The sequence below is a fragment of the Frankia sp. Cppng1_Ct_nod genome, assembly GCF_920656135.1.
Classification (GTDB): Bacteria; Actinomycetota; Actinomycetes; order Frankiales; family Frankiaceae; genus Protofrankia; species Protofrankia meridionalis.
The window spans coordinates 1-26,642 of the sequence record NZ_CAKKTK010000066.1 but is presented as its reverse complement, the minus strand read 5'-3'; the positions used below and the strand labels follow the sequence as shown (position 1 = coordinate 26,642).

The 26,642-nt window shown below is 67.7% G+C and carries 25 protein-coding genes and 1 pseudogene; 14 read left to right on the top strand and 12 right to left on the bottom strand.

The window, feature by feature from the left end:
* The 3 genes from NBW77_RS17115 to NBW77_RS17105 form a co-directional block, all read right to left on the bottom strand.
* Window positions 1–1,026: hemolysin family protein (locus NBW77_RS17115; protein ID WP_250280003.1), on the bottom strand; the 1,026-nt coding region annotated here is incomplete at its 3' end.
* Entirely contained in the window at window positions 1,023–2,513 is a 1,491-nt protein-coding gene (locus NBW77_RS17110; protein WP_250280002.1) for a hemolysin family protein, read from the bottom strand. The genes NBW77_RS17110 and NBW77_RS17115, both read right to left, overlap by 4 nt.
* Window positions 2,514–2,646: 133 nt before the next feature.
* Window positions 2,647–4,488, bottom strand: coding sequence for a DEAD/DEAH box helicase (locus NBW77_RS17105; RefSeq protein ID WP_242605594.1), 1,842 nt, complete (start codon window positions 4,486–4,488; stop codon window positions 2,647–2,649).
* Between the two features lie 501 nt (window positions 4,489–4,989).
* Between NBW77_RS17105 and NBW77_RS17100 the strand changes: the two genes are divergently transcribed.
* Window positions 4,990–5,631, top strand: a complete 642-nt coding sequence (locus NBW77_RS17100) for a ferritin-like fold-containing protein (protein WP_207386843.1) — start codon at window positions 4,990–4,992, stop codon at window positions 5,629–5,631.
* 184 nt (window positions 5,632–5,815) lie between these two features.
* On the opposite strand, the gene NBW77_RS17095 is transcribed toward NBW77_RS17100, so the two are convergent.
* The 3 genes from NBW77_RS17095 to NBW77_RS17085 all read right to left on the bottom strand — a co-directional run bounded on the left by NBW77_RS17095 (window position 5,816) and on the right by NBW77_RS17085 (window position 7,511).
* Entirely contained in the window at window positions 5,816–6,043 is a 228-nt protein-coding gene (locus NBW77_RS17095; protein WP_131745489.1) for a DUF3107 domain-containing protein, read from the bottom strand.
* Window positions 6,044–6,244: 201 nt separating this feature from the next.
* Complete coding sequence (locus tag NBW77_RS17090; RefSeq protein ID WP_131745490.1) at window positions 6,245–6,952, bottom strand: TetR/AcrR family transcriptional regulator; 708 nt, start codon at window positions 6,950–6,952, stop codon at window positions 6,245–6,247.
* A 349-nt stretch (window positions 6,953–7,301) separates the two neighbouring features.
* Window positions 7,302–7,511 (bottom strand): hypothetical protein, encoded by a 210-nt coding sequence (locus NBW77_RS17085; protein ID WP_131745491.1) that lies wholly within the window; start codon window positions 7,509–7,511, stop codon window positions 7,302–7,304.
* A gap of 512 nt (window positions 7,512–8,023) precedes the next feature.
* Between NBW77_RS17085 and ku the strand changes: the two genes are divergently transcribed.
* The 4 genes from ku to NBW77_RS17065 all read left to right on the top strand — a co-directional run bounded on the left by ku (window position 8,024) and on the right by NBW77_RS17065 (window position 11,604).
* Window positions 8,024–9,070 (top strand): non-homologous end joining protein Ku, encoded by a 1,047-nt coding sequence (ku, locus tag NBW77_RS17080; protein WP_131745493.1) that lies wholly within the window; start codon window positions 8,024–8,026, stop codon window positions 9,068–9,070.
* 688 nt (window positions 9,071–9,758) lie between these two features.
* Entirely contained in the window at window positions 9,759–10,397 is a 639-nt protein-coding gene (locus NBW77_RS17075) for a DUF6928 family protein (protein ID WP_131745494.1), read from the top strand.
* A gap of 57 nt (window positions 10,398–10,454) precedes the next feature.
* A complete protein-coding gene (locus tag NBW77_RS17070; RefSeq protein ID WP_242605595.1) occupies window positions 10,455–11,396 on the top strand; it encodes a nuclear transport factor 2 family protein in 942 nt (313 codons plus the stop codon).
* A gap of 22 nt (window positions 11,397–11,418) precedes the next feature.
* The gene (locus tag NBW77_RS17065) at window positions 11,419–11,604 is read left to right on the top strand and encodes a hypothetical protein (RefSeq protein ID WP_131745495.1); all 186 of its coding nucleotides are present in this window, start codon (window positions 11,419–11,421) and stop codon (window positions 11,602–11,604) included.
* On the opposite strand, the gene NBW77_RS17060 is transcribed toward NBW77_RS17065, so the two are convergent.
* Window positions 11,594–11,767, bottom strand: coding sequence for a CsbD family protein (locus NBW77_RS17060; protein ID WP_131745496.1), 174 nt, complete (start codon window positions 11,765–11,767; stop codon window positions 11,594–11,596). The genes NBW77_RS17065 and NBW77_RS17060 overlap by 11 nt on opposite strands.
* A 281-nt stretch (window positions 11,768–12,048) precedes the next feature.
* Here NBW77_RS17060 and moeZ point away from each other — a divergent pair, with 281 nt between their 5' ends.
* The 7 genes from moeZ (at window position 12,049) to NBW77_RS17025 (ending at window position 22,496) form a co-directional block, all read left to right on the top strand.
* A complete protein-coding gene (gene moeZ, locus NBW77_RS17055) occupies window positions 12,049–13,221 on the top strand; it encodes an adenylyltransferase/sulfurtransferase MoeZ (RefSeq protein ID WP_250280001.1) in 1,173 nt (390 codons plus the stop codon).
* Window positions 13,222–13,324: 103 nt separating this feature from the next.
* A complete protein-coding gene (locus NBW77_RS17050; RefSeq protein WP_131745515.1) occupies window positions 13,325–13,675 on the top strand; it encodes an MGMT family protein in 351 nt (116 codons plus the stop codon).
* Window positions 13,676–13,796: 121 nt separating this feature from the next.
* Complete coding sequence (locus NBW77_RS17045; RefSeq protein ID WP_502799495.1) at window positions 13,797–17,237, top strand: ATP-dependent helicase; 3,441 nt, start codon at window positions 13,797–13,799, stop codon at window positions 17,235–17,237.
* Entirely contained in the window at window positions 17,234–20,719 is a 3,486-nt protein-coding gene (locus NBW77_RS17040) for an ATP-dependent helicase (RefSeq protein WP_131745497.1), read from the top strand. The genes NBW77_RS17045 and NBW77_RS17040 overlap by 4 nt, the downstream gene beginning before the upstream one ends.
* A gap of 96 nt (window positions 20,720–20,815) precedes the next feature.
* Window positions 20,816–21,379 carry a helix-turn-helix domain-containing protein gene (locus tag NBW77_RS17035; RefSeq protein ID WP_165485843.1) on the top strand — a complete coding sequence of 188 codons (564 nt, stop codon included), beginning with the start codon at window positions 20,816–20,818 and terminating at the stop codon, window positions 21,377–21,379.
* A gap of 8 nt (window positions 21,380–21,387) precedes the next feature.
* Window positions 21,388–22,080 carry a hypothetical protein gene (locus NBW77_RS17030; RefSeq protein ID WP_175324645.1) on the top strand — a complete coding sequence of 231 codons (693 nt, stop codon included), beginning with the start codon at window positions 21,388–21,390 and terminating at the stop codon, window positions 22,078–22,080.
* Window positions 22,077–22,496, top strand: coding sequence for a PIN domain-containing protein (locus NBW77_RS17025; RefSeq protein WP_131745499.1), 420 nt, complete (start codon window positions 22,077–22,079; stop codon window positions 22,494–22,496). The genes NBW77_RS17030 and NBW77_RS17025 overlap by 4 nt, the downstream gene beginning before the upstream one ends.
* Before the next feature lie 89 nt (window positions 22,497–22,585).
* Here the strand turns inward: NBW77_RS17025 and NBW77_RS17020 are convergent, their stop codons facing one another.
* Together NBW77_RS17020 and NBW77_RS17015 are read right to left on the bottom strand one after the other, a co-directional pair.
* Window positions 22,586–22,984 (bottom strand): hypothetical protein, encoded by a 399-nt coding sequence (locus tag NBW77_RS17020; RefSeq protein WP_131745500.1) that lies wholly within the window; start codon window positions 22,982–22,984, stop codon window positions 22,586–22,588.
* Window positions 22,981–23,451: a hypothetical protein gene (locus NBW77_RS17015; protein ID WP_131745501.1), complete on the bottom strand. Its 471-nt coding sequence runs from the start codon at window positions 23,449–23,451 to the stop codon at window positions 22,981–22,983. The genes NBW77_RS17020 and NBW77_RS17015 overlap by 4 nt, the downstream gene beginning before the upstream one ends.
* A gap of 268 nt (window positions 23,452–23,719) precedes the next feature.
* Here NBW77_RS17015 and NBW77_RS17010 point away from each other — a divergent pair, with 268 nt between their 5' ends.
* Together NBW77_RS17010 and NBW77_RS17005 are read left to right on the top strand one after the other, a co-directional pair.
* Window positions 23,720–24,490: a hypothetical protein gene (locus NBW77_RS17010; protein WP_207386842.1), complete on the top strand. Its 771-nt coding sequence runs from the start codon at window positions 23,720–23,722 to the stop codon at window positions 24,488–24,490.
* Between the two features lie 69 nt (window positions 24,491–24,559).
* Entirely contained in the window at window positions 24,560–24,982 is a 423-nt protein-coding gene (locus NBW77_RS17005) for a transposase family protein (protein ID WP_250280000.1), read from the top strand.
* 28 nt (window positions 24,983–25,010) lie between these two features.
* Here NBW77_RS17005 and NBW77_RS17000 read toward each other — a convergent pair whose 3' ends face one another.
* The 3 genes and pseudogenes from NBW77_RS17000 to NBW77_RS16995 all read right to left on the bottom strand — a co-directional run.
* Window positions 25,011–25,352 carry a hypothetical protein gene (locus tag NBW77_RS17000; RefSeq protein ID WP_131745504.1) on the bottom strand — a complete coding sequence of 114 codons (342 nt, stop codon included), beginning with the start codon at window positions 25,350–25,352 and terminating at the stop codon, window positions 25,011–25,013.
* 25 nt (window positions 25,353–25,377) lie between these two features.
* A complete protein-coding gene (locus NBW77_RS22525) occupies window positions 25,378–25,854 on the bottom strand; it encodes a polymorphic toxin type 30 domain-containing protein (RefSeq protein ID WP_349817034.1) in 477 nt (158 codons plus the stop codon).
* Window positions 25,851–26,642 (bottom strand): annotated as a pseudogene (locus NBW77_RS16995) (hypothetical protein); the annotation flags it as partial. The pseudogene NBW77_RS16995 and the gene NBW77_RS22525, both read right to left, overlap by 4 nt.

Genomic DNA, 26,642 nt, shown 5'->3' with positions numbered 1-26,642 from the left:
GCCGGTCCGCTGCATCAACCGCAGCACCTGGTCCAGTGGCAGGTCGGCGTGGACCTCGACCATCGGCCGGAGCCGGCGCGGCGGCAGCGGCTCCTCCCGGGCGTCGCCGTGGATGCCGAGGACGTCCTTGGCGTGGACGAAGCCGGCGATCATCGTGGCCGGCCCGGTACCGGGCCCACCGGGGTCTGTGCCCGTGTCGTTCGGGTTCGTGTCGTTCGGGTTCGTGTCGTTCGGGTTCGTGTCGTCCGGACCGGGTTCTCCCGCTGCCCGGACCGGGAAGCGGGAGAACCCGGTCCGGGCCACAAGCCTTTCCAGCTCGGACGCGGTCACTGACCACGGCACGGTCACGATCTCACCGATGAAGATCATGATGGCACCGGCGGTCCGCTCGGACAGCTCCAGCGCGCTGGTCAGCAGGGTGTGTTCGGAGTCCTCCAGCAGGCCCTCGTGACGAGACTCGGCAATCATCGCCGCGAGTTCGTCCGGGGTGAACGCGGTGCTCAGCTCGTCCACCGGATCGACCCCGACGAGCCGGACGCACCGGTTCGCCAACGCGTCGAGGACGACGATGAGCGGGCGGGTCAGCTGGGCGAAGCGGACCAGCGGTGGTCCGAGCCATAGCGCGACCCGTTCGGGCCCGGCGAGAGCGATGTTCTTCGGCACCATCTCGCCGAGCACGATGTGCAGGCAGGCCACGATCAGGAGGGCGACCGCGAAGCCGATCGGGCGGAACAGGTTCGCGGGCACGCCGAGTGCCTCAAGACTCCCTTCGAGCAGGTGGGCGACGGTGGGTTCGGCCACCGCTCCAAGGCCCAGCGAGCAGATCGTGATGCCGAGTTGGGAGGCTGCCAACATCAACGACAGGCGTTCGATCGCCGCAAGGACGGTGCGGGCACGGCGGTCGCCGCCGGCCGCATAGGGTTCCACCCGGTCGCGGCGGACCGAGATGACAGCGAATTCGGCGCCGACGAAGAACGCGTTGCCAGCAAGCAGGACGACTGCCCCGAAGAGGTTCAGCAGAGTCATCGTCGGATCCGTCCGGCCGGTTCCTCCCCGCCGGCACGCCTGTCGGGGTTCTCATCGCGGCTGGTGCGGTCCGGCCGGACGATCAGACGGATGCGGTCGATGCGGTGGCGGTCCATTGCCTCGGCGATGAACCGGTGACCGCCGACCTCGACCTCGTCGCCGGCCTCGGGTATCCGCCCGAGGCGGTGCAGCACGAGCCCGGCGAGGGTTTCATACGGGCCGTCGGGTAGCGCAACGCGGGTGAGGTCGGCGACCTCGTCGAGGCGGAGCAGCCCGGACAGGACCCAGCTCCCGTCCGCCTGGGCGGTCGCGTCGGGTGTCTGCGGGGCGTCGTACTCGTCCGCGACGTGGCCGACGAGCTCCTCGATGAGGTCCTCCAGAGTCACGATGCCTGCTGTGCCGCCGTACTCGTCGATGACGACAGCGAGCTGGAGGCTGTGTCCCCGCAGGGTGGCGAGAAGGTCGTCGCAGCTCAGAGAGGTGGGCACCACGACCGGAGGGACCATGAGCCGGCTGACCGGCGTCCGGGTGCGGTCGGCGGGGGGAATGGCGAAGGCGTCCTTGACGTGGATGACTCCGACGATGTCGTCGACCCCACCAAGGTCTGCTGGCGAGGGCGAGTCCGGGCCATCGCCAGCGCAGTCACCATCCGTTGCATAGACATCCGTCGTGTAGCTGTCCGTGATGCCGCTGTCCGTGATGCCGCCTGGGTCGGGTCGGCGATGGACCGGGAACCGGGAGTGGCCTGATTCCTCGGCGACCCGCAGCAGGTCGGCCAGGCTGTTCCCGGCATGCAGCGCCGCCACCTGTACCCGTGGCGTCATGACGTCCTGGGCGGTGCGTTCGCGTAGCCGCAGGGACCTGCCCAGCAGGGTTGCCGTGTTGCGGGGGAGGGTGCCCTTCTCGGCCGACGAACGCACCAGCCAGCCGAGTTCGGACGGTGAGCGGGCAGATCTGAGCTCCTCCTGCGGCTCGATGCCCATCGCCCGCAGGATCCGGTTGGCGGTTCCGTTGAGAAGCGTGATGATCGGACGGCAGCAGCGGGAGAAAAGCATCTGCGGGCCGGCCACACGTTCGGCAACGGCCATGGGTACCGAGATCGCGACATTCTTCGGAAACAGTTCCCCGAAGACCATCTGCGTGATTGTGGCGATCAGGAGGGCCAGGACTACGGCAATGACATGGACGACCCGGTGCGGCAACCCGGCCGCGCTGATCGCCGGCGCCAGCAGGGACGCAATCGCCGGTTCGGCGACATAGCCGACGACCAGGGACGTCGAGGTGATTCCGAGCTGGGCGCCGGAAAGCTGGAACGACAGGGAACGGACGGCCCGAAGCGCGCGGCGCGCACCACGGGAACCGTCCCTGGCCGTCTGCTCGAGCTGGCTCCGGTCGATCGCCACCAGGGAGAACTCGGCGGCGACGAACAGGGCGTTGCCCGCGATGAGAGCGACGACCAGTACGAGACCGAGAATGTTGTTGATCATCGCTTGTCGGAGGGCCGCGCCCCACCCGGTCGTGCCGACCGAAACCGGCCTTCTGGCAAATCAGCTGGATGCGTATCAGCTTGCGAGTCCACGCACCCCGCTGACCTGCGCGGGGGAACATGACCGGTGGTGATCAGGCCGACTCGGCCTGCCGTTCGATCGGGTCGTCCGCCTTGCCGGTCACACCTGCATCGGCGGTCTGCGCACCAGTGGAACGTCCCCGGCCGCCGCGGCGCCGACGGCGCCGGCGAGGACCCGGTTGACCGTCGGCCGCGTCGTCATGGACGTCCCCGTCCCCGTCCCCGTCCCTGGAGCCGAGCCCGTCCCTGGAGCCGAGCCCGCCGGCATCCACCAGCGCGGCCGTGACGGGTTCGCGGAAAAGGCCGGTTGTCCGGTCCACCGGCCGCATCCGTGTGGACTTGGTCGCGAGCGAGCCGCTACCGGTCACATCGGTCACATCGGCCGGTTCCGCGAACGCCAGCTCCACGGTGGTGGATTCCGCGGCCGGCAGTTCCGTGGCCGACAGTTCCGCGCCGGTGGGTCCGTGCCCGGTGACCGCGGCGACCGCGGCGCCGGCACCGCGGGTACGGCGACGGGTCCGGGTGGAGCGGGGACCCGCGGGCCGGTCGGGCGCGAGTTCCGGCGACCCGGCGTCCGACCGGTCGTCGGGCCGCCGCTGCCTGCGGCGACCGCCACGGCCGGTCTCCCCGAGGTCTTCGACCCGCTCGGCGGACAGTCCGGCGCGGGTGCGGGAGGCGTGCGGCAGCACGCCGCGGGCATCCGTGGGGATCTCCAGGGCCTCGAACAGGTGCGGGGACGTCGAGTAGGTCTCGATCGGCGTGTCGAAGGACAGCCCCAGGGCGCGATTGACCAGGGTCCATCGCGACATGTCGTCCCAGTCGACGAAGGTCACCGCAACGCCGCTGCCACCGGCTCGGCCGGTGCGGCCGACGCGGTGCAGGTAGACGTTCTCGTCCTCGGGACACTGGTAGTTGACCACATGGGTCACCCCGCCGATGTCGATGCCGCGGGCCGCGACATCGGTCGCGACCAGAACGTCGATCTTGCCTGCTCGAAACGCCCGCAGTGCCTGCTCCCGCTGGCCCTGACCGATGTCCCCGTGGACGGCCGCGGCGGCGAAACCACGTCCCGTCAGGTCATCGGAGATCTTGTCGGCGGTCCGCCTGGTCCGGACGAACACGATGGCGAGCCCGCGACCCTCGGCCTGCAGGATCCGGGCCAGGACTTCGATCTTGTCAAGCGCGTGCGCGCGGAACACATGCTGGCTGATGTCCGGCACGGTGCGGCCCTCGTCCGGGCGTTCCGCGGTGACATGTACCGGCCGCCGCATGAACCGGCGGGCGAGCGATACGACCGGGCCCGGCATCGTCGCGGAGAACAGCAGCGTCTGGCGGATGTCCGGGAGCTGGGCGAGGATGCGCTCGACGTCCGGGAGGAAACCGAGGTCGAGCATCTCGTCGGCCTCGTCCAGGACGAGCATGCGCACCGCGGCCAGCACCAGCACGTTCTGGCGGGCCAGGTCGAGAAGCCTGCCGGGGGTACCGACCACGATGTCTACGCCGGAGCGCAGGCTTGCCAGCTGTGGCTCATAGGCGCGACCCCCGTATACCGAGAGCACCCGCAGACCGCGTTTGGAAGCGGCCCGCTCGATGTCGGTGGTGACCTGTACGCACAGCTCACGGGTGGGGACGACGACGAGGGCCTGGGGCCTGCCGTCGGCGCCTTCGGCTCGACTGGTCACCTTCTGAACCAGCGGGATGCCGAAGGCGAGGGTCTTACCGGTGCCGGTACGAGCCTGACCGATGAGGTCGGAGCCGGCCAGCGCCAGCGGGAGAGTGAGTTCCTGGATGGGGAAGGCGGAGAGGATGCCCTGCACACGGAGAGCCTCGACGATCTCTTCACGGACACCGAGGTCGGCGAAACCGACGGTCGGTGCGCTGTCTGGCGCGGCCACGGTCACCGTGTCGTCGCCGTTCGGGAGATCTGTGGGCTTGTCATGCGCGTGGGTTGTGGTTTCTGCTGAGACGGACAGCGGGATGCTCCTGGTCTGCTATGAGCGGGATCCGACGCTGCACCCGCTCGCGATATGTACCGGCGGGGTCCGCTGACCCGTGGTGGGGCGACGCCCGCTCGGGCCGGAAGTGGTCTGGTCAACCTCCGGCTGATGATGAGGATAACCTGACGACAGGTCTCTGTGACATCTTCCGACACAATGACCTTCAGCGGGGCGGGTCCCATCCTTCGGGTGAGGCGCCCGAAGTGCCTGTGCTGGAAGGTGTTCTGGCGGAGCCGGGCCCGTTGACATAAATCGGGTAGTTCGTGCCGGACGACGCTGGGGTGATCTGATATGACGGACAGTACAGGTGTTTCCGGGCAGGTCGCCGTTCCGGTGCGGCCGGATGATCCGGTCCGCGATGGTGGTCGCGATGGTGATGACCCCGCCGGCTCGCGGCCGATGGTGCCGGACATTGCCGTTGTCGATCTGTTGGGACTATTGGCGTACGGCGAGCTGACCGCGTTCGAGCGGCTCGCCACGGACGCGCGGATGGCTCCCACACTCGTGGACAAGATTGCTCTCGCCAGTATGGCCGCGGCCGAATTCGCGCACTTCGAGACGGTCCGGGCGCATCTGCTGCGTATCGGTGTCGATCCCGAGGAGGCCATGGGGCCGTTCGTGTCTCCGCTGACCAACTTCCACAACCTCACCGCACCGGCCGACTGGCTGGAGAGTCTGGTCAAGGTCTACGTGGGGGACAACATCGTTGCGGACTTCTACCGTGAGATCGCATCCGTGCTCGCTCCGGACGCCTGCGCGCTGGTCCTCGATGTTCTTGCCGACACCGGTCACGCGGCGTTCGCCGTGGAACGCGTCCGCGCGGCGATCCAGGCCAATCCGACGGTTGCGGGCAGACTCGCGCTGTGGGCCCGACGGCTGATGGGCGAGGCGCTGACCCAGGCGCAGCGGGTGGCGGTCGATCGGGATGCGCTGACCGGTCTGCTGGCAGGAATAGGCGATCTACAGGCGTTGGCGGAGATGTTCGAGCGGATCACCCGGGCGCACACCGCTCGGATGGACTCGCTCGGCCTGTCCGCCTAATCCGAAAATTGACGGTGAGCGGGCCGGCGATGCCCACGGGTTTCGGCCGGTCCCGGGACGCCGGCCCAGGACCCTCCGGCGCTGCGACCGTCGTCCTCGCCGCGGTGTCCGGAGGCCCACAGGAATCCCCTGGGCTGAGGAAACCTTGGGGCCCAGAGGTTTCCTCAGCCCAGGGGATGAGGACCTAGGCCGTGCCGAAGCCGACCCGGCGGGTTTCCGCTTCGGCGATCTCGACGTAGGCCAGCTTCCCGACAGGGACGACGACCCGTCTGCCCTTCTCGTCCACGAGGGTGAGTAGTCCCAGCTCCGACCTGATCGCGTCGGCGACCGCCTGGGCCACATCCTCCGGTGACTGGCCGCTTTCAACGATCAGTTCGCGCCCGACGTTCTGGATGCCGATCTTGACTTCCACTGGCGATGACCTCCACGTTCGTCAGGTGTGCTGTCCAGGTACCTTCGGGCTTCGGGCGGTACGCGAACGACCATGATCGCACTGCCTTCGGCCGGTCAGGGCAAGCGCGCCCCTGCCACGATCTCTCGCCACCTTAGGGCCTGCCGCGAACGGTGTGGGATGCGGTGGGGTTGTGTTCGCTGGAGGCGTCAACCACCGCTTTCAGATGTCGACCGGCCCGTGGCGGGTAACCGCGGTGTCGGCGGTTCCCGGCGACGGCTCCTGACCGGCGCTGTCGGCGTTACGCCGGGGGTATCCGGCAAGGCCCCGCCAGGCCAGCTCGACCATGGACGCGACGGCGCGCTCCTTCGGGACCGCCCCGCCGGTCACCAGCCACCAGCGGGCGCCGGTCTCGGCGAGACCGACGAGTCCGACCGCGAGCAGTTCGGCTTCCCCGGGAGCGATGCCGGTGTCCGCGGCAATGACGCCTGCGATGGCGTTGACACATTCGGTGAAACTGTTCTCCACCCGCTTGCGGACCGCCGGTTCGCTGCGTAGGTCCGACTCGAGCACGAGCTGGTATGCCCCGCTCGGATCGTTCACGAAGTCGAAGTAGGCGGCGATCGACCGCGCGATCCGGGCGTGGTTGTCGGTGGTGGACGCGAGTGCCCGCCGGACGCTCGACACCAGTGAGTGAGCTTGCTCGTCCAGTAATGCCAGGTAGAGCTCGAGCTTCCCCGGAAAGTGCTGGTAGAGCACGGGCTTGCTGACGCCGGCACGTTCGGCGATCTCGTCCATCGCGGCAGCGTGATAACCCTGCGCAACGAAAACCTCGCGTGCGGCTCCCAGGAGTTGGAAGCGACGTGCGGTCCGTGGCAGCCTGACGGTCTTGCCTGAACGCGGTTGCGGCGCCGCCGGTTCCGCGGTCACCGGCGCACCTCCTTCAATCGGTCGACTCTGGCGCTGGCGTCCCTTGAGGCCTCCGGCCGCACGGGTGAAGCTGTGATCGCGCGGCCTTTGGCCGGTAGATCATCTGATCCGGCGGCAGGGGCCTGTTCCAGGCGTCCTGTTCGGGAGTTGACCTGTGGTGCGTGACCACGCTACGTCAACATGCATGACCGGCGCGGTCAGGGCTACTGGCCGACTCACCGTACTTTCCCACATGACCTGAGCCTGACCAGCACGATGACCTGAGATGTCCCGACCGTGCCCATGCCGATGGGCCGACGGGCCGATGGGCCGGCCCGTCGCCGCACCTCATTTGGCGGTGAGGCCTACCTCACCGGTACTCGTCCTCGTCGACGTCCACGACGATGCGCTGCTCGGCGGCGTCGTACTCGTCCACCTCGAGGGACGACGTCCAGGACGGGGCCGTCATCCGGTCGTCCGCGGAGATCTCGCGGGCCTGTTCGGCAGCATCCGCGTCCGCCACGTCGGGACGGTCGAGAATGTCACGCACGTCGAGCGGAAGATCCGTCGGTGAGCTCATGGCTTCCTCCTGTCGGTGCCTACGGCCTGTGACTGCCCATGGACCTGCCGCCCATGGCCTTGCGCCGGCCTCACGGCCGCCCTGCAACCTTGCGTCCGTGCGCCGGGTAACGCAGCAGAGGTACGAACAGGCCACCGTGCTCGTCGACTCGGTCCGGCGCGTCGCCCACCATGAATACCAGCTCATCCGGGTGCCGGCAGGACGCGCCGTCGTCCCCGGTGACCGGGGTGGAAACGGATCGAGATCCGCAACGATCATATCGGGACACCCCCCTGGAGACCCGCCACATCGGTGTGTGCGGTTCCGACGTGGCGAGGTCGGTGACCCGCATGAGCGCCGGCAGGTGTGACGGCGGCACGGGTGGGCGCCCGTGCCGCGACCCGGCCACCCGTGCCGCCGTTCATCCGTCCGTCTTTTGCGGTCATGTGGCTTCCTTACCCCCTTCGGTTGGGGGACCATTGGTAGTTGAGTGTGTTTGCCGGACACGCTCCAACTCATGGTGAGGGGCGGGCATGCGGTCGATCTGGAAGGGCGCGATCTCCTTCGGTCTTGTCTCGATCCCGGTCAGGCTCTACTCGGCCACCGAGGAACGCGACGTCTCCTTCCACCAGGTGCGGCGCGGGGACGGGTCGCGCATCCGTTACAAGCGGGTGGCGGCGGCGGACGGCGCGGAGGTGCCCTACTCCGAGATCGCCAAGGGGTACGAGCTGCCGTCCGGGGAGACGGTCGTGCTCACCGACGACGACCTCGCGAACCTGCCGCTGTCGACCTCCCGCACCATCGACGTGCTGGAGTTCGTCCCGCTGGAGCAGGTCGACCCGATCTTCTTCGCCAGGAGCTACTACGTCGAACCCGACCGGGCCGGGACCAAGCCGTACGTGCTCCTGCGGGACGCCCTCGAGCGGTCCGGGCGGGTCGCGCTCGTCAAGGTCGCCCTGCGCCAGCGGGAACAGCTGGCGACCCTGCGAGTACGCGCCGGAGTGTTCGTCCTGTCCACGATGATCTGGCCGGACGAGGTGCGCGCCCCCGACTTCCCGTTCCGGTACGACGAGGTGGAGCTCCGTCCGCAGGAACTGACCATGGCGCAGTTGTTGATCGACACGCTGTCCGCCGACTTCGACCCGACCCCCTACACCGATGGATACCGCCAGGCGCTTCGGGCCGTCGTCGAGGCGAAGGTGTCGGGGAGCGAGGTGGTTGCGCCGCCGGGCGAGGGCCGACCCGCGGGCGTCGTGGGCGACCTCACGGCGACGCTCGCCGCCAGCGTGGAGGCGGCCCGCAGGAGCCGCGACGGTTCGGATGCCGGTCCGGACACCCACGCCGACACGCACGCGCACGCGGGCACAGGCACAGGCACAGGCACAGGCACCGCCGGCCCGGACGGTGTGGGCGGGGGCGCGGCTACTACCGGGAAGAAGGCCGTCGGCAGCCGGGCCACCCGGGCGAAGAAGGTCGACTCCGAAGCGAAGGCCACCGGTACGGCGAAGGCCACCGGTACGGCGAAGGCCACCGGTACGGCGAAGGCCACCAATACGGCGGGCCGGCGCCGTACCGCCTGAGTTCCCGGGGCTGTCCAGGCTCCCGCGAGGCCGCTTCTTTATGTATGGGTATATGCTCCTCGTGAGGCATGGAGACGATCGAGGGTGACCCTGCCTCCTAATGTTAAATCGGGCCAAGTATTTGTTGAATTGGATAGGGTCATACAGAGAGGCCAAGTGGTACAGCTTGGCGATCGGCTATCGACGAGCATGAAGTTTGATAAGCGCACGGGCTGGTTCGAGTGCAGCATTGGTGATTCCGATCGAGGAATTGAGTTTGCGGAGAATACTATCGCTGGCCTACATGGGGATGAGCTTGTCGCAGTATGGCTACGTCCCGAGTTCGGCTGAACCGTCCCGGGTTGCACGGACGTTCTGATCTTCAGCGCCGTCGGCAACTGTTACTGATCGGATTCTGAACGTGAGTGAGTCCGAACGTGAGTGAGATCGAGCTGTAGCCACGGTGTACTCGGTTCGCCGGTAAATGCCTGGCCTGATGTGGCGGTGGTGCCCCTGCCTGGTTGTCCGGTGGGGACACCACCGTTTCTGGTCCTGTTTCCCGTTTTTCACAGGGTGTGGCTGGGGTGATTGTAGAAGGCATGGATGTGCTTTGTGTACCGCGGTTGAGTCGAGCCTTCGAGGGGCTTCATGAGCACCAGTCTCCGGTATGGGATGCTAGCGATCTCGACAGACACTGAAATGAGGTCGTATGGGCGCGAGAACGTCGCTGGTGATGTTCTGTTCGGACGAGGTCGGGCGGGTGCCGGTAGGCCGGGAGCCCGATGAGGAGGCGACCCGACGGTTACTCTCGAGGCTGTTTCCGGGAGAGCGGCTTGACGTGATCGGTCGTGGTACTCTGGAAGATCATGTGAATCCGGCGTCCGGTCTCGCTTATGCGGGCAGTTTCGGGGACGTCGACATCGTCACCTGCGCCCGCCTGTCGGTCGACCTTCCGTCGAAATTGGGTCCTGTTGTGGCAGCCGCCGGCACTGGACGGCAATGCCATGCGCATGCGATGTCGAGCGTTGCGGGCTGGCTGGGCTTTGGTGTCTGGGCTGATACCCGGCTTGTCCGAGCGCTCAGCGTCAACGATGACGACGGAATCCTCGAAAGCTTCGGTGAACCGCTGGGCTTCGAGGGGCCGTTCTGGGCGGGCGAACGGTCGTCCGAGGATGATTCGGACGACTGGGATGACGAAAGCGATGATCCGGACACACTCCCTTTCGACGCGTTGGAGATGGGTGAGGAAGCACTCCGGTCCCTGTTCGGCTTCGTAGTAGAGGGCATCCCGATGGACGATGACATCAACCCTCAGAATGTGCCGCTTCTGGGTTTCCGATTCTGGTAGGCCATCAGCGCCGGCAGCGCGGCAGCGAATATCTGGCTGAAGATCCCGGTGACTGGTGTGAACATCTACATAATGGTCGCCGGGACGAGCTCAAGACCGAATTCTGGCGGTGATAGTATGAATTTCTCGGATGTCTTCGTCGGTCAACCCGTTCCAGTGCTTGCTGCCTCTTTCTCTCTGGGCCTGCTACTGATTGAGGACGTCGAATTGGTAGCCCTTGCGGCGGATCCTGAATCGCAGACAGAAGATAATCTACAGCTCCAGCTAATTCAGGCTGACTTTCAAGCTGAGAAGGAGATCGCAATTGATGAATATGTTGTAGCGGTCTTCGGTCCGCGACCTTTCCAAAATGCCTGGCGCCGTGTAAGGGAGGCGCTTGGCGAGGCGGTACGTCAGTCGCGTATCCAACCGGTCGATGCAGCGCGGGTACTAGTTAACGGGTTGCGTTCTGTCGAGCCCTTTGATGAGCTTAGCTTTCTATGGGGTTTGCTAAGTGAGTGGGAAGATGACTTTGTTCGTCGGGCAGAGTATGCCCATGACATCGGCAGTTTCCTAATGGGACGGAAACTACCTGTTCAGCTCAACCGTCGTGCGGCTGCTGTGACGAGCCGGCGAGATTGGAGGACCTGGGATATGCCGTGGACCGTCGAGGAGGCCATCGCGTTCGCCGAGCACCACATCGCGGTGTGGAACAAGCACGATCTCGACGAGATCATCGAGCTATATACCGAGAACGTCGAGCTGACCTCCCCGTTTGCCGAGCAGGTCGTCGGCACCTGCGTGGTGCGAGGTCGGGACGGGCTGCGCGGCTACTTCGGGGCAGCCCTGGCCGCCAACGCCGAGTTGCAGTTCGAGATCGTCGATGTGCTGCGCGGCCTGGACAGCATCACGATCTACATGCGCAGCGTCGGCGGCAGGCTGGTCGCCGAGGTCCTGTTCGTGGACGCGGATGGTCTGATCGAAAAGGTGTTCGCGCACTACAGCTGCTCGCCCTCGTGACCGTATGTCCGAGGTTCTCCTCGTGACGGCCCGAACGATCGAGCGTCTGCTGGGCGTGTCCTTCCCGGCAGCCCGGGCCGCCGCCGAGGAGTTGACCGCCGCCGGTGTGCTGACCCCGCGACAGGTCGAGCGCAACACGACCGGCTATCTGGCCCGTGAGGTTCTTGACCTGTCGGAGCCGCACCGACGGGCGCGGGTCACTCCTTGAAGGCGTCCTTGGTCTTCTCGCCGGCGTCCTTCAGGTTGGCCTTCGTCCGGTCGCTGCGGCCTTCGGCCTCCAGGTCCTTGTTGTCCGTGGCGTGGCCGGTCTTCTCCTTCATCCTGCCGCTGAGCTGTTCGACCTTGTTGCGAACCTTGTCCGTGAAGGACATCGCGGTCACTCCCTGTCGTTACAGTATGCGGGCCTGACGCCGTAGCCCTACCCGCGCCGGTGGTTGGGGAACACCTCCACCCACCCGCGTGCTTGGACCGGGTAGCGCCCGGCATCGCGGGAGTCGGCATCGCGGGACTCCGCACCAGATGGGAGTCCGCGTCGGATCGTGCCCGACGACCCGCGTCTCCTGCGACGATGGGAACGACGACGATGGAAACGACGAGGTAGTCGGACGTCACGCAGTAGCCGCAGCAGCAGTTGTAACCGCGAGGAGAGATCGTGTCCCTGCCGCCCCTGGTCGAGCCCGCCGCCGACCTGACCATCGACGAGGTGCGCCGGTACTCCCGGCATCTGATCATCCCCGATGTTGCCATGGACGGCCAGAAGCGGCTGAAGAACGCGAAGGTGCTCGCCGTCGGCGCGGGCGGGCTCGGCTCGCCGACGCTGATGTACCTGGCCGCGGCCGGCGTGGGGACGCTCGGCATCGCCGAGTTCGACACCGTGGACGAGTCCAACCTGCAACGTCAGATCATCCACGGGCAGTCGGACGTCGGACGGTCCAAGGCCGAGTCGGCCCGCGACGCCGTCCACGAGATCAACCCGTACGTCAACGTCATCCTGCACGAGACCAGGCTCGACACCTCCAACGTCACCGAGATCTTCAGCCGGTACGACCTGATCGTGGACGGGACGGACAACTTCGCCACCCGCTACCTGGTGAACGACGCCTGCGTGCTGCTCGGCAAGCCATACGTGTGGGGGTCGATCTACCGGTTCGACGGGCAGGCGAGCGTCTTCTGGGCCGAGCACGGCCCGTGCTACCGCTGCCTGTACCCGGAGCCGCCCCCGCCCGGCATGGTGCCGTCCTGCGCCGAGGGCGGCGTCCTCGGTGTGCTGTGCGCGTCGATCGGGTCGATCCAGACCACTGAGGCGATCAAGCTGCTGACCGGGATCGGTGAGCCGCTGGTCGGCCGGCTCATGGTCTACGACGCCCTTGAGATGAGCTACCGTTCGATCAAGGTCCGCAAGGACCCGGAGTGCCAGCTGTGCGGCAAGAACCCGAGCATCACCGAGCTGATCGACTACGAGGCGTTCTGCGGGGTCGTCTCGGACGAGGCCCAGCAGGCCGCGGCCGGTTCGACGATCCTCGCCACCGAACTCAAGAGCTGGCTCGACCGGGGCGAGCCGATCGAACTGGTGGACGTCCGGGAGCCGGCCGAATGGGAGATCGTCCGCATTCCGGGGGCTCGCCTCATCCCCAAGGGTGAACTGCCGGCGCACCTGTCCGAGCTGCCGCAGGACCGCCGTGTCGTCCTGTACTGCAAGAGCGGGGTGCGTTCGGCGGAGGCGCTGGCGACGCTGAAGGGCGCGGGTTTCTCCTCGGCGGTGCACGTCCAGGGCGGTGTGACCGCCTGGGCGACCCAGGTCGACAAGTCCCTGCCTGTTTATTGAGGCTCCCTTTTATCGAGGTTCCCGGCCTGCTCGTCGGGCGTGAGGAAAGGCGAGGTTCGGGAAGGTGGTCGAGGGTGAGCGGCGGCATCTGCCGCCGCTCAGCGTGTCCGCGGGGCTGGGCACCCGGATCAGCGTCGGCGGCAGGCCGAGCCCGTACGCGATGACCGTCCTGGAGGCGGTCGCGCGTATTCCGCGGGGCAAGGTGATGACCTACGGGGACGTCGCCGAGTACGTGGGTGCGGGAACGGGACGGACGGTCGGCGCGGTGCTGTCCCGGCATGGACATGACGACGACCTGCCCTGGCACCGGGTGATCCGCTCCACCGGTGAGCCGAACCCGACCGCGCCGGTCGAGGCACTGCGGCGGCTGGCAGCCGAGGGCATCGCGCTGCGTCCTGGCGGGGAACGGGTGGACCTGACCGCGGCCCGCTGGAACGGTCGCGCACCCGCCTGACACCTCCGGTCCGCCCGGTCCGCCCGGTCCGCCCGGTCCGCCCGGCTTGCCCGCACCACGGTCCGGGTTGCCGGCGGGGCTTCGTCCGGTTCTGTCGGCGGCGCGTGGTGTGCTGTGCGCCGTGACAGTCCAACCCGACGCCGCCCGGGTTCCCGGGGTGGTCGCGCCGGGGGTCCCGTCCACGGCCGGCACGCCCGTCTACCGGCTTGTGCGGACCCCGCCGCCACCGGTACGCCCGCCTGTTCTCGACGCCGACCAGGCCCGCGTCGTCGACCATCGCGGTGGTCCGTTGCTCGTCCTCGCCGGTCCGGGGACGGGCAAGACGACGACGATCGTCGAAGCGGTCGCCCGGCGGGTGGAGAACGGGCTCGACCCGGACGCCATCCTCGTGCTGACGTTCAGCCGCCGCGCCGCTCAGGAACTGCGCGAACGCATCACCCGACGGTTGCACGCGGCTGTCGGTGCTCCGCTGGCCTGGACGTTCCACGCCTGGTGCTACGCCGTGCTGCGGCTGCGGCGATCGACCGACGCCCTCGGCGCCCCGCCGCGGTTGCTGTCCGGGCCCGAGCAGGACGCGAAGCTGCGTGACCTGCTCGCCGGGACGGTGGAGGTGGGCCGTCCACGATGGCCGTCGGCGCTTGCGGGCTGCCTCACCACCCGTGGGTTCGCCGAGGAGGCGCAGGCCATGCTCGCGCGTGCCCGGGAGGTCGGTCTCGACCCGGAGACCCTCGCGGAGCTGGCCCGGACCGTCGGTCGGGCCGACTGGGCCGCGATGGCGACCTTCTACGCCGACTACCTCGACGCACTCGACAACGAAGGAGTGATCGACTACCCGGAGCTGGTACAGCGTGCGGCCGTCGTCGCGGAAGGCGACGACGTCGGAGCCGAGCTGCGTCGCCGCTACCAGGCTGTGTTCGTCGACGAGTACCAGGACACCGACCCTGCGCAGGAACGGCTGCTGCGGGCCGTCGCCGGCGGCGGAGCGGACCTTGTCGTCGTCGGCGACCCGGACCAGTCGATCTACGGATTCCGCGGGGCGGCGGTGCGCGGGCTGTTGGAGTTCCCGACCCGGTTCCCCCACTTCGACGGGCGCCGGGCCGAGGTGGTGGCCCTGCGGCGCTGCCGCCGGCTCGCACCGGTCGCGCTCGCGGTCAGCCGGGACGTCGCCGCCCGCATCCCCGCGACCGGCCTGCCCGCCGAGCATCTGCGTGCCCACCGGGACCTGGTCGCGGCCGGTCCGCCCGTCCCGGAGCGGGTCGAGGCGCGCACCTACACCTCCATCGGCGCCCAGGCCGAAGCCGTCGCGGACCTGCTGCGCCGCGAGCATCTGGAGAACGGCACCCCGTGGGACCGGATGGCCGTGCTGGTGCGCAGCGCGGCCCGGTCGGTACCGTTGCTGCGGCGAATGCTCACCGCCGCGGGCGTGCCGGTCGAGGTGGCCGGTGACGAGTTGCCACTGGCACAGGACGGCGCGGTTGCGCCGCTGCTGCTGGCGCTGCGCTGCGTCGACGATCCGGCCCGTGAGCTGACCGCCGAGACGGCTCGGATGCTGCTGACCGGCCCGCTGGGCGGAGCCGACCCGACCGCGCTGCGGACGCTGGGCCGCGCGTTGCGCGCGATCGACCGGGTTGTGACCGCCGTGGGGATGGCCGGTGCGGGGACGGCCGCGGCCGACGGGTCCGAGACGCCGGTCGGGGCAGTGGTCGAGACGCCGGTCGGGGCGGCGGTGCCGGCGTCGTCGGCGGAACTCATCCGGCAGGCGGTCGCCGACCCCGACCGCACGCTGCTGATGGTGGAGGACCGCATCGCGAGACCTGCCCGCCGACTCGGTGAGCTGCTGCGGTCCGCCCGCGTGGCGCAGGCCGCCGGCGGCACACCCGAGGACGTCGCGTGGGTGCTGTGGTCCGGCAGCGACTGGCCCGCCAGGCTGGAGCGGGTGTCCGCCGCGGGCGGGGCGGCGGGCCGGGCCGCCGACCGTGACCTCGACGCCGTGGTCGCGCTGTTCGCCGCCATCGGCCGGGCGAGCGTCCGGCACGGGCCCGGCACCGGCATCGGCCCGGTACTGGACGAACTGGAACAGCAGCAGATCACCGGTGACACCCTTGCCGAACGTCCGGCGCGCGCGGACGTGGTCCGGTTACTGACCGCGCACCGCAGCAAAGGACTGGAATGGGACGTCGTGGTCGTCTGCGGCGTCCAGGACGGGGAATGGCCGGATCTGCGCACCCGTCACTCGCTGCTGGAGTCCGAACGGTTGGACCGCCCCGAGTTCGGCGGCGTTCGGGAGCCGGTGACCCGCACCGAACTCCTCGCAGACGAACGCCGGCTGTTCTATGTCGCGTTGACCCGGGCACGGCGCAGGCTCGTCGTCACCGCGGTCGACTCCACCGAGGACCAGGGCGTGAGCCCGAGCCGGTTCTTCCGCGAACTGTGCGACGCCGGGCCGCTCGGCGTCTCGGTGACCAGGGAACGTTCCCGGCTGGCCCGTCCGCTCACCCTGTCGTCGGCGGTTGCGGCGCTGCGCCGGGCCGCTGTCGACCCGGCGTCGACGCCGGCCATGCGCGAGGCCGCATCGGTCCGGCTCGCGCGTCTCGCGTCCGCGGGTGACGACATGGGCCGCCCACTTGTCCCGTCCGCGCGTCCGGGCCGCTGGTGGGGGCTGGTCGAGGTGACCTCGAGTGAGGTGCCGGTGGTTGCGCCGGACGCACCCATCCGGCTGTCGGGGTCGTCGCTGTCGGGTTTGTCGACCTGCCCGATGCGCTGGTTCCTCGAACACGAGGCGCATGCTCAGAGCGCGACCAGCTCCGACATGGGTTTCGGCAAGGTCGTGCACGCCCTCGCGGACGAGGTCGCGACCGGGCGGACCGCTCCCGACCCCGACGCGCTCGACGCCCGGCTGGACAGGGTGTGGCGTCATCTCGCCTATGAGGCGCCGTGGAGGTCCGAGCAGCAGCGTGCGGCGGCGCGCCAGGCGCTGGACCGGTTCCTGGTGTGGCACACGGCCACCCGCGGGCGGCGGCTGGTGGCGAGCGAGGTCCCGTTCTCCTGCGAGATTGCCGTGGGCGGGCGGATCGTGAAGCTACGTGGCTTCATCGACCGTGTCGAACTCGACGATGACGGCCGGGTACACGTCGTCGACTTCAAGACCGGCCGCACGGCACCGTCCAGTTCGGACGTGGAGCGGCATCCGCAGCTCGGCACCTATCAGGTTGCCGTCCGCGGCGGGGCGGTGGCATCCGCGGCCCGAGCGGCCGGAAACGAACGAGGCGAACGGGCCGGCGGCGAGCCCGGCGGGGCTGAACTGGTGCACCTGCGCATCGACGCCGGGCCGGCTCCGATACCAGGCCCACCGGGCGAGCCGCGCTCACCCCGGGAACCGAAGGTCCAACGGCAGGAAGCACTGCCCGCGGACGGTCCCACCTGGGTGGACGGCCTGCTGACGGACGCGGTCGAGCACATCGCCGCGGAGCAGTTCCCGCCCCGTCCCGGTAGCTCCTGCCCGACGTGCGCGTTTCGCCGCTGCTGCCCGGCCCAGGACGAAGGACGACAGGTGATCACATGACCGTGGACGTCACGCCGTCCCGACCGTCCGATCGTGAGGTGTCCGATCGTGAGGTGTCCGATCGTGAGGTGTCCGGCCCGGAAGGCCCGCGACCGGGCGTTCGCCATCCGGGCCGTGATCTTGAGCCGAACGACCTAAGGGATCTTCTCGGTGTGCCGTTCACCCCTGAGCAGATCATCGCGGCAACCGCTCCGTTGGAGCCCGGGGTGATCGTCGCCGGTGCTGGTTCGGGCAAGACGTCGGTGATGGCCGCGCGGGTCGTCTGGCTGGTCGCAACCGGTCAGGTTGCGCCCGACGGCGTGCTCGGGCTCACCTTCACCACCAAGGCCGCCGGCGAGCTGACCGACCGGATCCGCCGGGGGCTGGAAAAGTCGGGCGCCGCGAACCAGGACGACGGCAATGTCGGTAACGGTGACGGTATGGATAACGCTGGTAACGGTCAGGTTGGTAACGGCGGCGCCGGTGGTGTCCCTGAGCAGGGGCGTCTCCCTGATGGCCACCCGGGCGACGACCGTCGCCGGCCCCAGGCGGGCGGGGAGGATGCCGACGGCGAGCCGGTCGTATCCACCTACCATTCGTTCGCGAAACGGCTGGTCACCGAGCATGCGTTGCGACTCGGCCTCGAACCGGGTTTCCGGCTGCTCGCCGACGCCACCCGTTTCCAGCTTGCCGGTCGGGTCCTGCGGCGGTACCGCGGGCAGGTCGAAGCGCTGACCCGCCCCCTGTCGATGCTCATCGGTGATCTCGTCTCCCTGGAGGCGGAGTGCAGTGAGCATCTTGTCGACGCGGGTGTGCTCGCCGGTTTCGACCGCGGATGGCTCGCCGACATCGAGGCGGCGATCATCGCCGGACGGGACGCTGCGCGCAACAAGGGCCATCTTGAGACGCTCGCCCGGATGGCGCTGGTCGCCCGGTCGCGCCGGGAACTCGCCGCCATGGTCGCCGAGTACCGCACGGCCAAAAGTGAGCTGGACGTCATCGATTTCGGTGACCTGGTCACCCTCGCCGTCCGGCTGGCGGACGAGGTGCCCGACGTCGGGGCGTTGGAGCGATCCCGATCCAGGGTGGTGCTCCTGGACGAATACCAGGACACGTCCGTGGCACAGCGAAGGATGCTCGCCGGCCTGTTCGGCGGCGGCCATCCCGTGACCGCGGTCGGTGATCCCTGCCAGGCGATCTACGGCTGGCGCGGCGCGTCCGTGGCGAACCTCGACGGGTTCCCGGTGCATTTCCGCCGCGTCGACGGCGAACCGGCCGGGATGTACGAGCTGACGGTCAACCAGCGCAGCGGCGGAAGGCTCCTGCATCTGGCCAACACGGTCGCGACGGCGTTGCGAGCCCGCCACCGCGTCGCGCAGCTGCGTCCCCGGCCGGATGTTGCCGAGCACGGTGAGACGGTGGTGGCGCTGCACCCGACCTGGGCGGGGGAGGTCCGCTGGGTCGCGGCGACCCTGCGGGAGATCATCGATACCGGGCGGGCGGGCCCGGGGGAGTGCGCGGTGCTGGTGCGGGCACGGTCCGACGTCCCCGCGCTGTATGCGGCGCTGCTCGCCGAGGGGCTGCCGGTCGAGGTCGTGGGGCTCGGTGGCCTGCTCAGCCTGCCGGAGGTCGCCGACGTCATCGCGACCCTGGAGGTGCTGGACGACCCGACGGCCAACGCGGCGCTGATGCGGCTGCTGACCGGTCCGCGGATGCGCCTGGGCCGCCGCGACCTCGCGGCGCTCGGACGCGCGGCCCGTGAGGCCATCCGGGTCGGGGTGGACCGCAGCGCCGTTCTCGACCGGGCAGGACCTGACGGCCCAGGGGTCGGCCAGGGTCCGGTCGGCCAGGGTCCGACGGACGCGCTCGACGAGGCCGTGGCCGGGGTCGACCCGTGCGACGTCGTCGCCCTCGCCGACGTGCTCGACGACCCGGGCTCCGAGGTGTCGCCGCAGGGCCGGGCGCGGCTGCGGATGCTCGGCGGGGAGCTGCGTCACCTGCGCGCGCACATCGACGAGCCACTCCTGGATGTCATCCACCGGATTGTCGAGATCACCGGGTTGGACGTGGAACTCGCCGCGAGCCCCGAGGCGGTCACGGCCCGCCGTCGCGACACCCTTGCCGCGTTCATCGACGTCGCGGCGGGCTTCGTCGGCCTGGACAACGACGGCTCGATCACCGCGTTCCTGGCGTTCCTGCGGGCCGCGCAGGACCATGAGCGCGGCCTGGACGCGACCACCCCGTCCGGCGCGGACGCCGTCCAGCTCATGACCGTGCACAAGTCCAAGGGGCTGGAGTGGGAGGTCGTGGCCGTGCCGAACCTCAGCCGCAAGGTCTTTCCGATCACCACCGTGCGGTCGAAGTGGACCACCTCCCCGTCGGTGCTGCCCACATCGCTGCGCGGGGACGGCGACGACCTGCCGGTGCTGCGCGGTTACGGCAAGCCGGACCTCGCAGACTTCGCCGCCGACTGCGACGACTACCTGGAACGGGAGGAACGTCGTCTCGGCTATGTCGCGTTCACCCGGGCCAAGTCGACGCTGCTCGGTAGCGGGCACTGGTGGGGGCCGTCACAGCGCCGGTTGCGCGGGCCGTCCGCGTTCCTCGACGAGCTGTACGATCATGTCCGCGCCGGGCACGGTCAGGTCGCGGTGTGGGCGCCGCGCCCATCCGAGGACGAGACCAACCCGCAGCTCGCCGGCATGGATGACCTGGACTGGCCCCTGCCGTACGAGCCGGCGTCGTACGCCCGCCGCCGCGCCGTCGCCGGGCGGGTCGCCGAGCATCTGACCGTGCTCACGTCGGGTCGGCCGCTGTCCACCGACCGGCTTGAGGAGATGGCCCCGGAGGAACGGCAGCTGCTGGCCGAGCTGGACCGGGACGTCGAGCTGCTGCTGGCGGAGGCTCGCCGTGCCCGTCGACCGTCCCGCGAGGTGGAGCTGCCCCGAGCGCTCACCGCCTCCCAGGTGGTGAGACTGCGCTCCGACCCGGCGGGGCTGGCTCGCGACCTCGCCCGCCCGATGCCCCGGCGTCCGGTGCCGCAGGCGCGCCGGGGTACGGCGTTCCATGCCTGGGTGGAGGGTGTTTTCGAGCAGGCTCCGTTGCTTGACCCAGAGGATCTGCCGGGGGCGGCGGACGAAGGGGTCGACGATTCCGAGATCGCGGTGTTGCGGGAGGCGTTTCTCGCGAGTTCGTATGGTCGGCGGCGTCCGTTCGCGGTGGAAGCGCCGTTCGAGTTGTTGATCGCCGGCCGGGCGGTCCGGGGTCGGATCGACGCCGTGTATGACCTCGGCGGTGGCCGGTGGGAAGTGGTGGACTGGAAGACCGGCCGACATCACGCGGACGCGGTGCAACTGGCGGTCTACCGGTTGGCGTGGGCGCGGCTGCGTGGGGTTGGCCTCGACGCGGTCGATGCGGCGTTCCTGTACGTCCGTTCGGGTGAGGTGGCCCGTCCTGCGTTGCTGTCCGAGCCGGAGCTCGAAGCCCTCCTCACCGACCCGTGAGCCGCGCCTTGAACCCGCGACCGGCCCCCGTCCGTGCTGGCCGTGTCGGTTGACGTGTAGGCGTATACGCTTACACCTATGGTGGTGGCTGATCTGGTGCGTGGTGTCCGAGCGGATTCGGGGCTGTCTGTCCGAGCTCTCGCGGACGCGGCAGGAGTGGCAGCCAGCACCGTCCACCGGATCGAGCAAGGCGAACTACAACCTACCGTGGACATGTTGCGACGCATCGTTGAAGCCGCCGGGATGCGTCTACGCATCGATGTCCGTCCGGACTATTCGGCCAGCGTTGTGGGTCTGGCGCGTTCGATTGTGAGTGACAACGCCGCCGAGGACCGGACGGGGCCGGTCCGCAAGGCTGCGGAGCTGGCCCACCGGTTCCGGGTCACCGACCCGGAGACCCGTCGTCGAATGATCACAGCAGCGCCTCCCGCGACCGGCGACCCACGATGGGACGCATTTCTGGCCGGTCTCGCCGAGTGGCTGGCGGTACAGACGGACATGCCCGTTCCCGGATGGACTCGGCACGACAGCCGTTACCTGCGTCGTGGATGGTGGGTGACGCGGATGCCCTCGATGCGGGCGTGGGAGTACGCCGGCAGCCCAGTCTCGTTCCAGAGCCGCGGCGTGTACCTGCACCGCGACTCACTTACCAACATTTAGGTGGCCACATGCTGACTCGAGAGCGCATTCTTGGTCTGTTCGCGGAGCTTAACGGCGAGCTGTGTCAGGCGGGTATCCGCGGCGACATTTTCATTGTCGGTGGCGCCGCTATGATTGTCGCTTACAACGCTCGACCGGCTACCCGGGACGTCGACGGGATCTGGCATCCGTCCACCGAAGTTCGTGCTGCGGCGGCACGGGTTGCCACCCGCCACGAGGACCTCGAGCCGGACTGGTTGAATGACGGTGTCAAAGGCTTCCTGCCGGGTGACGACCCAGGGCACTCCACCGTCGTCTACGACAATGACTGCCTCACTGTGTCGGCTCCGTCGCCTGAGTACCTCCTTGCGACGAAGCTCCTCGCGAGCCGGGTCAGTCGCGACGAGGAAGACATCCTCAGACTGTATGATCTGTGTGGATTTTCCAGCGTCAACGAGGGCCTCGACCTGCTCGAACGCTATTACCCGGGCCGACCGATCGAGGCGAAGGTGGGCTTCTTCCTCGAGGAGTTGCTCGCCGAGGGCGGGTCCGTGCCGGTCGGGGGCGGGCTGCCAGTGCTGGAGCGGCTCGTTGCGCAGGGCCGGGCAACCGCGCCCACCGTTCGACCGGATGAACCGCTGCCGATGCCGCCCGTGTTGGGTGATCCGGCTCTCGACACTGCGCAGGAGCTGGCCGCGGCACGCGAGGACGAACGCTGGTGATCTATCTTGACTCCGCCGCGGTGGTTAAGCTCGTCCGTGCGGAGCCCCTGACCGCCGACCTCGTGGACTGGTTGAACACCCGCCGTCCTTTGCCGCTGGTGTCATCCGCTCTGGTCGAGGTCGAGGTCGAGGTCGAGGTCCCTCGCGCGTTGCGACGTTCGGCGCCGCAGGCTCTGAGCAGGGTGCCTGTCGTCCTTGCCCGGCTGTACACCCTCGAGATCGACGTCACTGTCCGGGCTGTGGCCGCCGCCTACGATGATCCGCATCTGCGGTCCCTGGACGCCCTACACCTCGCCACCGCCGCCCTGCTGACCGATCAGCGCGACGGCACGCTTGAAGCGTTCTTCACCTACGACAAGCGCCTGCTCGCGGCAGCCACCGCGGCGGGGTTACCCACTGCCAGCCCTGGCGCATAGCGGGGAGCGCGGTTGCGCACTGTTCCGTGCCCGCATCTTCCCTTACTGTCACAACTCCGCCCACCGGGTGGGCGGGTGTTAGTTTTGGTTCACATGTCAAGTCGCCCGTGAACTTCTTCCCTGATCGTATCCCATTGATCATTTCGCATTTTTTCCAGAACCCTCAGTGGCGTTTTTTTGTTGACCACAATCGAGTGACGAATCCCTTCATTGGGGTCACATGAGAGTGTCTCGAAAAGTTCTGGTGTCAACTTCCTCTTCATTGCTACCATGGTGCGCACGCGCCAGTCCTCGTCTCTCGCCAGAACCGTGAGAATTTCCACCGGCACGGTTTTGTTCTGAGCTACCCATTTTCGGAGATCTGGATATCTGCGAATCACCTCCATCCACGTTTCAACCGTTGCCTCTTCACGCGCTGCTCGGCGATACTCCGCAGGGTTGTCGCTGCTGCGCAGCCGATAAAATTCTTCAGCAGACCCGATCGTCATCGCCCGAACTCCTTCCAGGGGATGAACATCCCAGTCAAGGTTGTCCGTGCGACCACGCGAGGCGAAGTCGACATGGCATAGATGGAAGCTCCGGAGCCGCCAAGAGTACGGAAGTCAGCCAAGCAAGGTCTCTTCTTGGAAGGAGGGGGGATTCCTACTCCGATGGTCCAGCGGCCGAGTGTGTCCTGTGTCCGGAAGTCGACCGTTATTGACCTGCGTTTTCCACGCTCAGTACCGATCCTGACGGCTCCTTCGCGAAAGCTTTCCAGCACGATGGAGTCGCGGTAGGTGATTACACATCGAACTGAGCCTCCTATGAGATTGTAGGAAAACAGGACCTTCCAGTCATTGGTCAAGGAATAGGTCAGGTAGCGTTCCCATGAGTCTTCGCCTGTCTGGACATCAGGAAAGACATCAAATCCATTGGCGAGTTCTTCGTCGTCCGGCAGGGACAGCGCTTCGGTCATCTTTATCCCGCCCATCTGGGGATTAACGTTGAAAAACTTCGCGATCCATCCGGAAGGACCTGCCAGGTCGTCTCGAAGTGAGAAAATTTTCCCGATGGTCCGGCAAATAACGAGTCACTTACCTCAAAATCTCCGTACTGATTGGTGAATCTCCTTGCAACAGAATTCGGATCTGCAATAATCTTTCGAAAATGCTCTTCGAGCAGCCCACGGCCCCTCCGAAAGCCCCGGCTTCGTCGCCGAGCTGCGGGCCACCGGGGTGCCGTTCGTGCTGGCGCTCAAACCCAACCAGGAGCTGACCCACCTCGGGGGCGGGCCGCGGACCCCCGCGAAGGCCGCCCGCGAGCAGCAGTGGGGCGGCCCGGAGCAGTCGGGGCAGTGTGCCCGGGTGGTGCGCACCTACCGGGACGGGCCCAGCGAAACCTGGTGGGCCACCGACTGCCAGGCCGGCCCCTACCAGATATCCGGGCCGCTGCGGCTGGTGGTGGCCATCACCGACCCGGTCACCCTGCTCGCCCACAGCACCCGGTACCTGGCCGCCGATCTGGCCCTCCCCGACCCGCCCAGCCCGGCCGGTGGCGAAGCCGGCCCGGCCCGGCCGGTGGCCACTCTGGCCGAGGTGGTCTCCTACTACGGCCTGCGCCCCTGGTGCGAACGGGGCTACAAGCAGGTCAAGCACGAACTGGGCTGGGCCGACTTTCAGGTCCGCTCCAGCCGGGCGATCCGCCGCCACTGGGTGCTGGTCGACTGCGCGTTCTCCTTCTGTTGGCATCACGAACAAGACACCGGCTCACCCACCGAGCAGGACACCCCACCCGCGCCACCCGAACCACCGGCGCCACCCGCAGCAGCCCTACAGCAACGGCCCGTGTTGTCATGGCCTCCTGCGCTTCGCGGGGTACGTAGCTGGCTGGTACCCTTACACGCGATTCAATGCATCATGCGAGCCTTCGCCGACTTCGTATCACTACCGGAACTCCACACCCTGCTCACCATGCTGACTGCCGGCCAAGGGCTCTGCCTGTACCTTCCGCCATAAATCAATCCCAGCGTGAGCGATCGAGGAATTCCCCCGGGCACGCGGGGTGGACGGCATCGTTACTCAGCTTTGGCGCAGATCGTGTCGTGGGGCCGGCGGTCCGGGGCGTTGTGCGGCTGCGTCGGGCGTGGCGGAGCCGGCGCGGGGTCCCGGCGGCGTATACCGATCACGATGGCCCGCTGCACGATCTACACCGGGGCTGATTTCGATAATCGTTCGCACATGATCCATCGATCACAACAAACTACCGATGTTTACTACCAAAGAACAACCGCCACCACCCCGATGAAAAGAACCAAGTACGACGACCTCACCGACTACGAGAAAACTGTCAACAAGACCATTTCCGCCCGACGGTCAGCCGTCGAACGATGCATCGCCCACCTGAAGAACTGGAAAATCCTCGCCACCGGCTACCGCGGCCGCCTGTCCGAACTCCCTAACATCATCCGAATCATCGTCCGACTCGAGTTCTATCGACTGGGATGGTGACGTTATGAATAACGCTCGAAGTGTAAAATCAAATTTCCACCAATCCCAGTTCTGTAAGGGATTGGATGTACTCCTGTGAACTTGCGTCAAGTTTTGTGACCTCGAGACCCTCGAGACCCTTGAAATCATCCTTGTCGAGGACTCCGAGATCCGAAAATTCCGCCAGGGTGTGCAGCTGACACTCGCGACACTCCGGGTCGTCCTCGGCGAGGGCAAGGTGGACGAGAACACGCGCTATTGTCTGGACTTCTCGGAGGGAAAAGAATCGCATCTGGTCTTCCGCTACACCGCAGCTGTCCATGCGGGTATTGTTGTCGGAACTTGTAAGGTCCCGGATGAGACTCACGGTATTTCTCTCGCCGACAGCCATGGGTGGGTGCCGATCCTCGTCTCGATCAGTACGGGCGTGGGAACTGGTCAGGCCACGGAATATGGGTCGTGTTGGCTGCGCTCGGATCGTAGTACGGGCTCAGTGGATTGTGGACATTGGAATGGAATAGATTTCCTTCGACGTCCTGGTATCTCTTTCCGATCTGGATGCGGTATACATGACTACTCGCGGCGTTACTGTCAGGCGGTGTGGTGCCGTCCGGGCTGTGGATTCGAAGACGTACCTTTCTCCCCTCTCCCTCAGCCCATCGGTATTCTACGCCTTCCTGAGCGCCGCCGTGGGAGTCGGGTATCAGCCGGCGGACATGCGCGTCCGACGGCTCGATTTCCAGAGGATTGTTATCTGCAATTCTCCATGGACCAATGGCTGAAGTGATCTGTTGTGGTGTGACCGTAGGGGACCGTGCTCCCGCGTGCTGAGTCTCGGTGAAGGCGTCCTTGGCGGTGTGGTGGGCATTGGTGAGGGAATCGCCGCCGGTCATGAGCAGCTGGCCGTCGGGGGTGACCATGTTGCCGTGGGGGAGCAGGTTTTTGACCAGGGTGGTCGTGTAGGCGCGGGCGCCACGAAGGTCGGCGGTGATCGCGGTGAGGTGGGTGCGGGTGGCGGTGATCGCGTTACGGGTGAGGGTGGCACCGCCGTGGATGTGCCGGTGAGGGTGCGGCCGGCGCGGAGGGCCTGCCCCGTATCGTGCAGGGTTTGGCCGGCGCCGTGCAGGCCGCGGGTGAGGCCGCCGACGGTGGTGAGTCCTTTGGTGGCGGGGATGCAGTCGAGTAACGCGAACCCGACGTCCCACAGGTCTGCCTGGCCGTGGCTGTAGCGGGCGAGGGTGTCGGCGAGAACGATGAGGGCGGCGGCCAGCACCACCCAGGCGATCGGCCCGCCGATGACGAGCGCGACCACGCCCAGCACGGTGACGGTGATTGTCGCGACCGTGACGGCGGTGTGCCAGACGGTTCCCACGTGTTCTTTCAGGCGGTCCCAGGACCACCAGGGTTCGTTCGGGATGCCGGCGTGGGAGGCGGTGCGGATCGCGCCCGCGCAGGTCCGTGCCGCATCCTCGCGGAGCTGGTGTGCGGCGAGCGCGAGCCGGCGGGCCGCGTCGAGGTCGTCCTGCGCGGTCTGCACCCGGTGGCGTGCCTGATCCCACCGGTCCTGCGCGGTCTGCCGGTTGCGGATCGCCTGGGTCACCTGGTCGGGGTCCGGTGGGGGAACCTGCGTCGGGTAGGGGTGGGAAGCCGGCGTGAGATCGGTGACCGTCATGATTGCCGC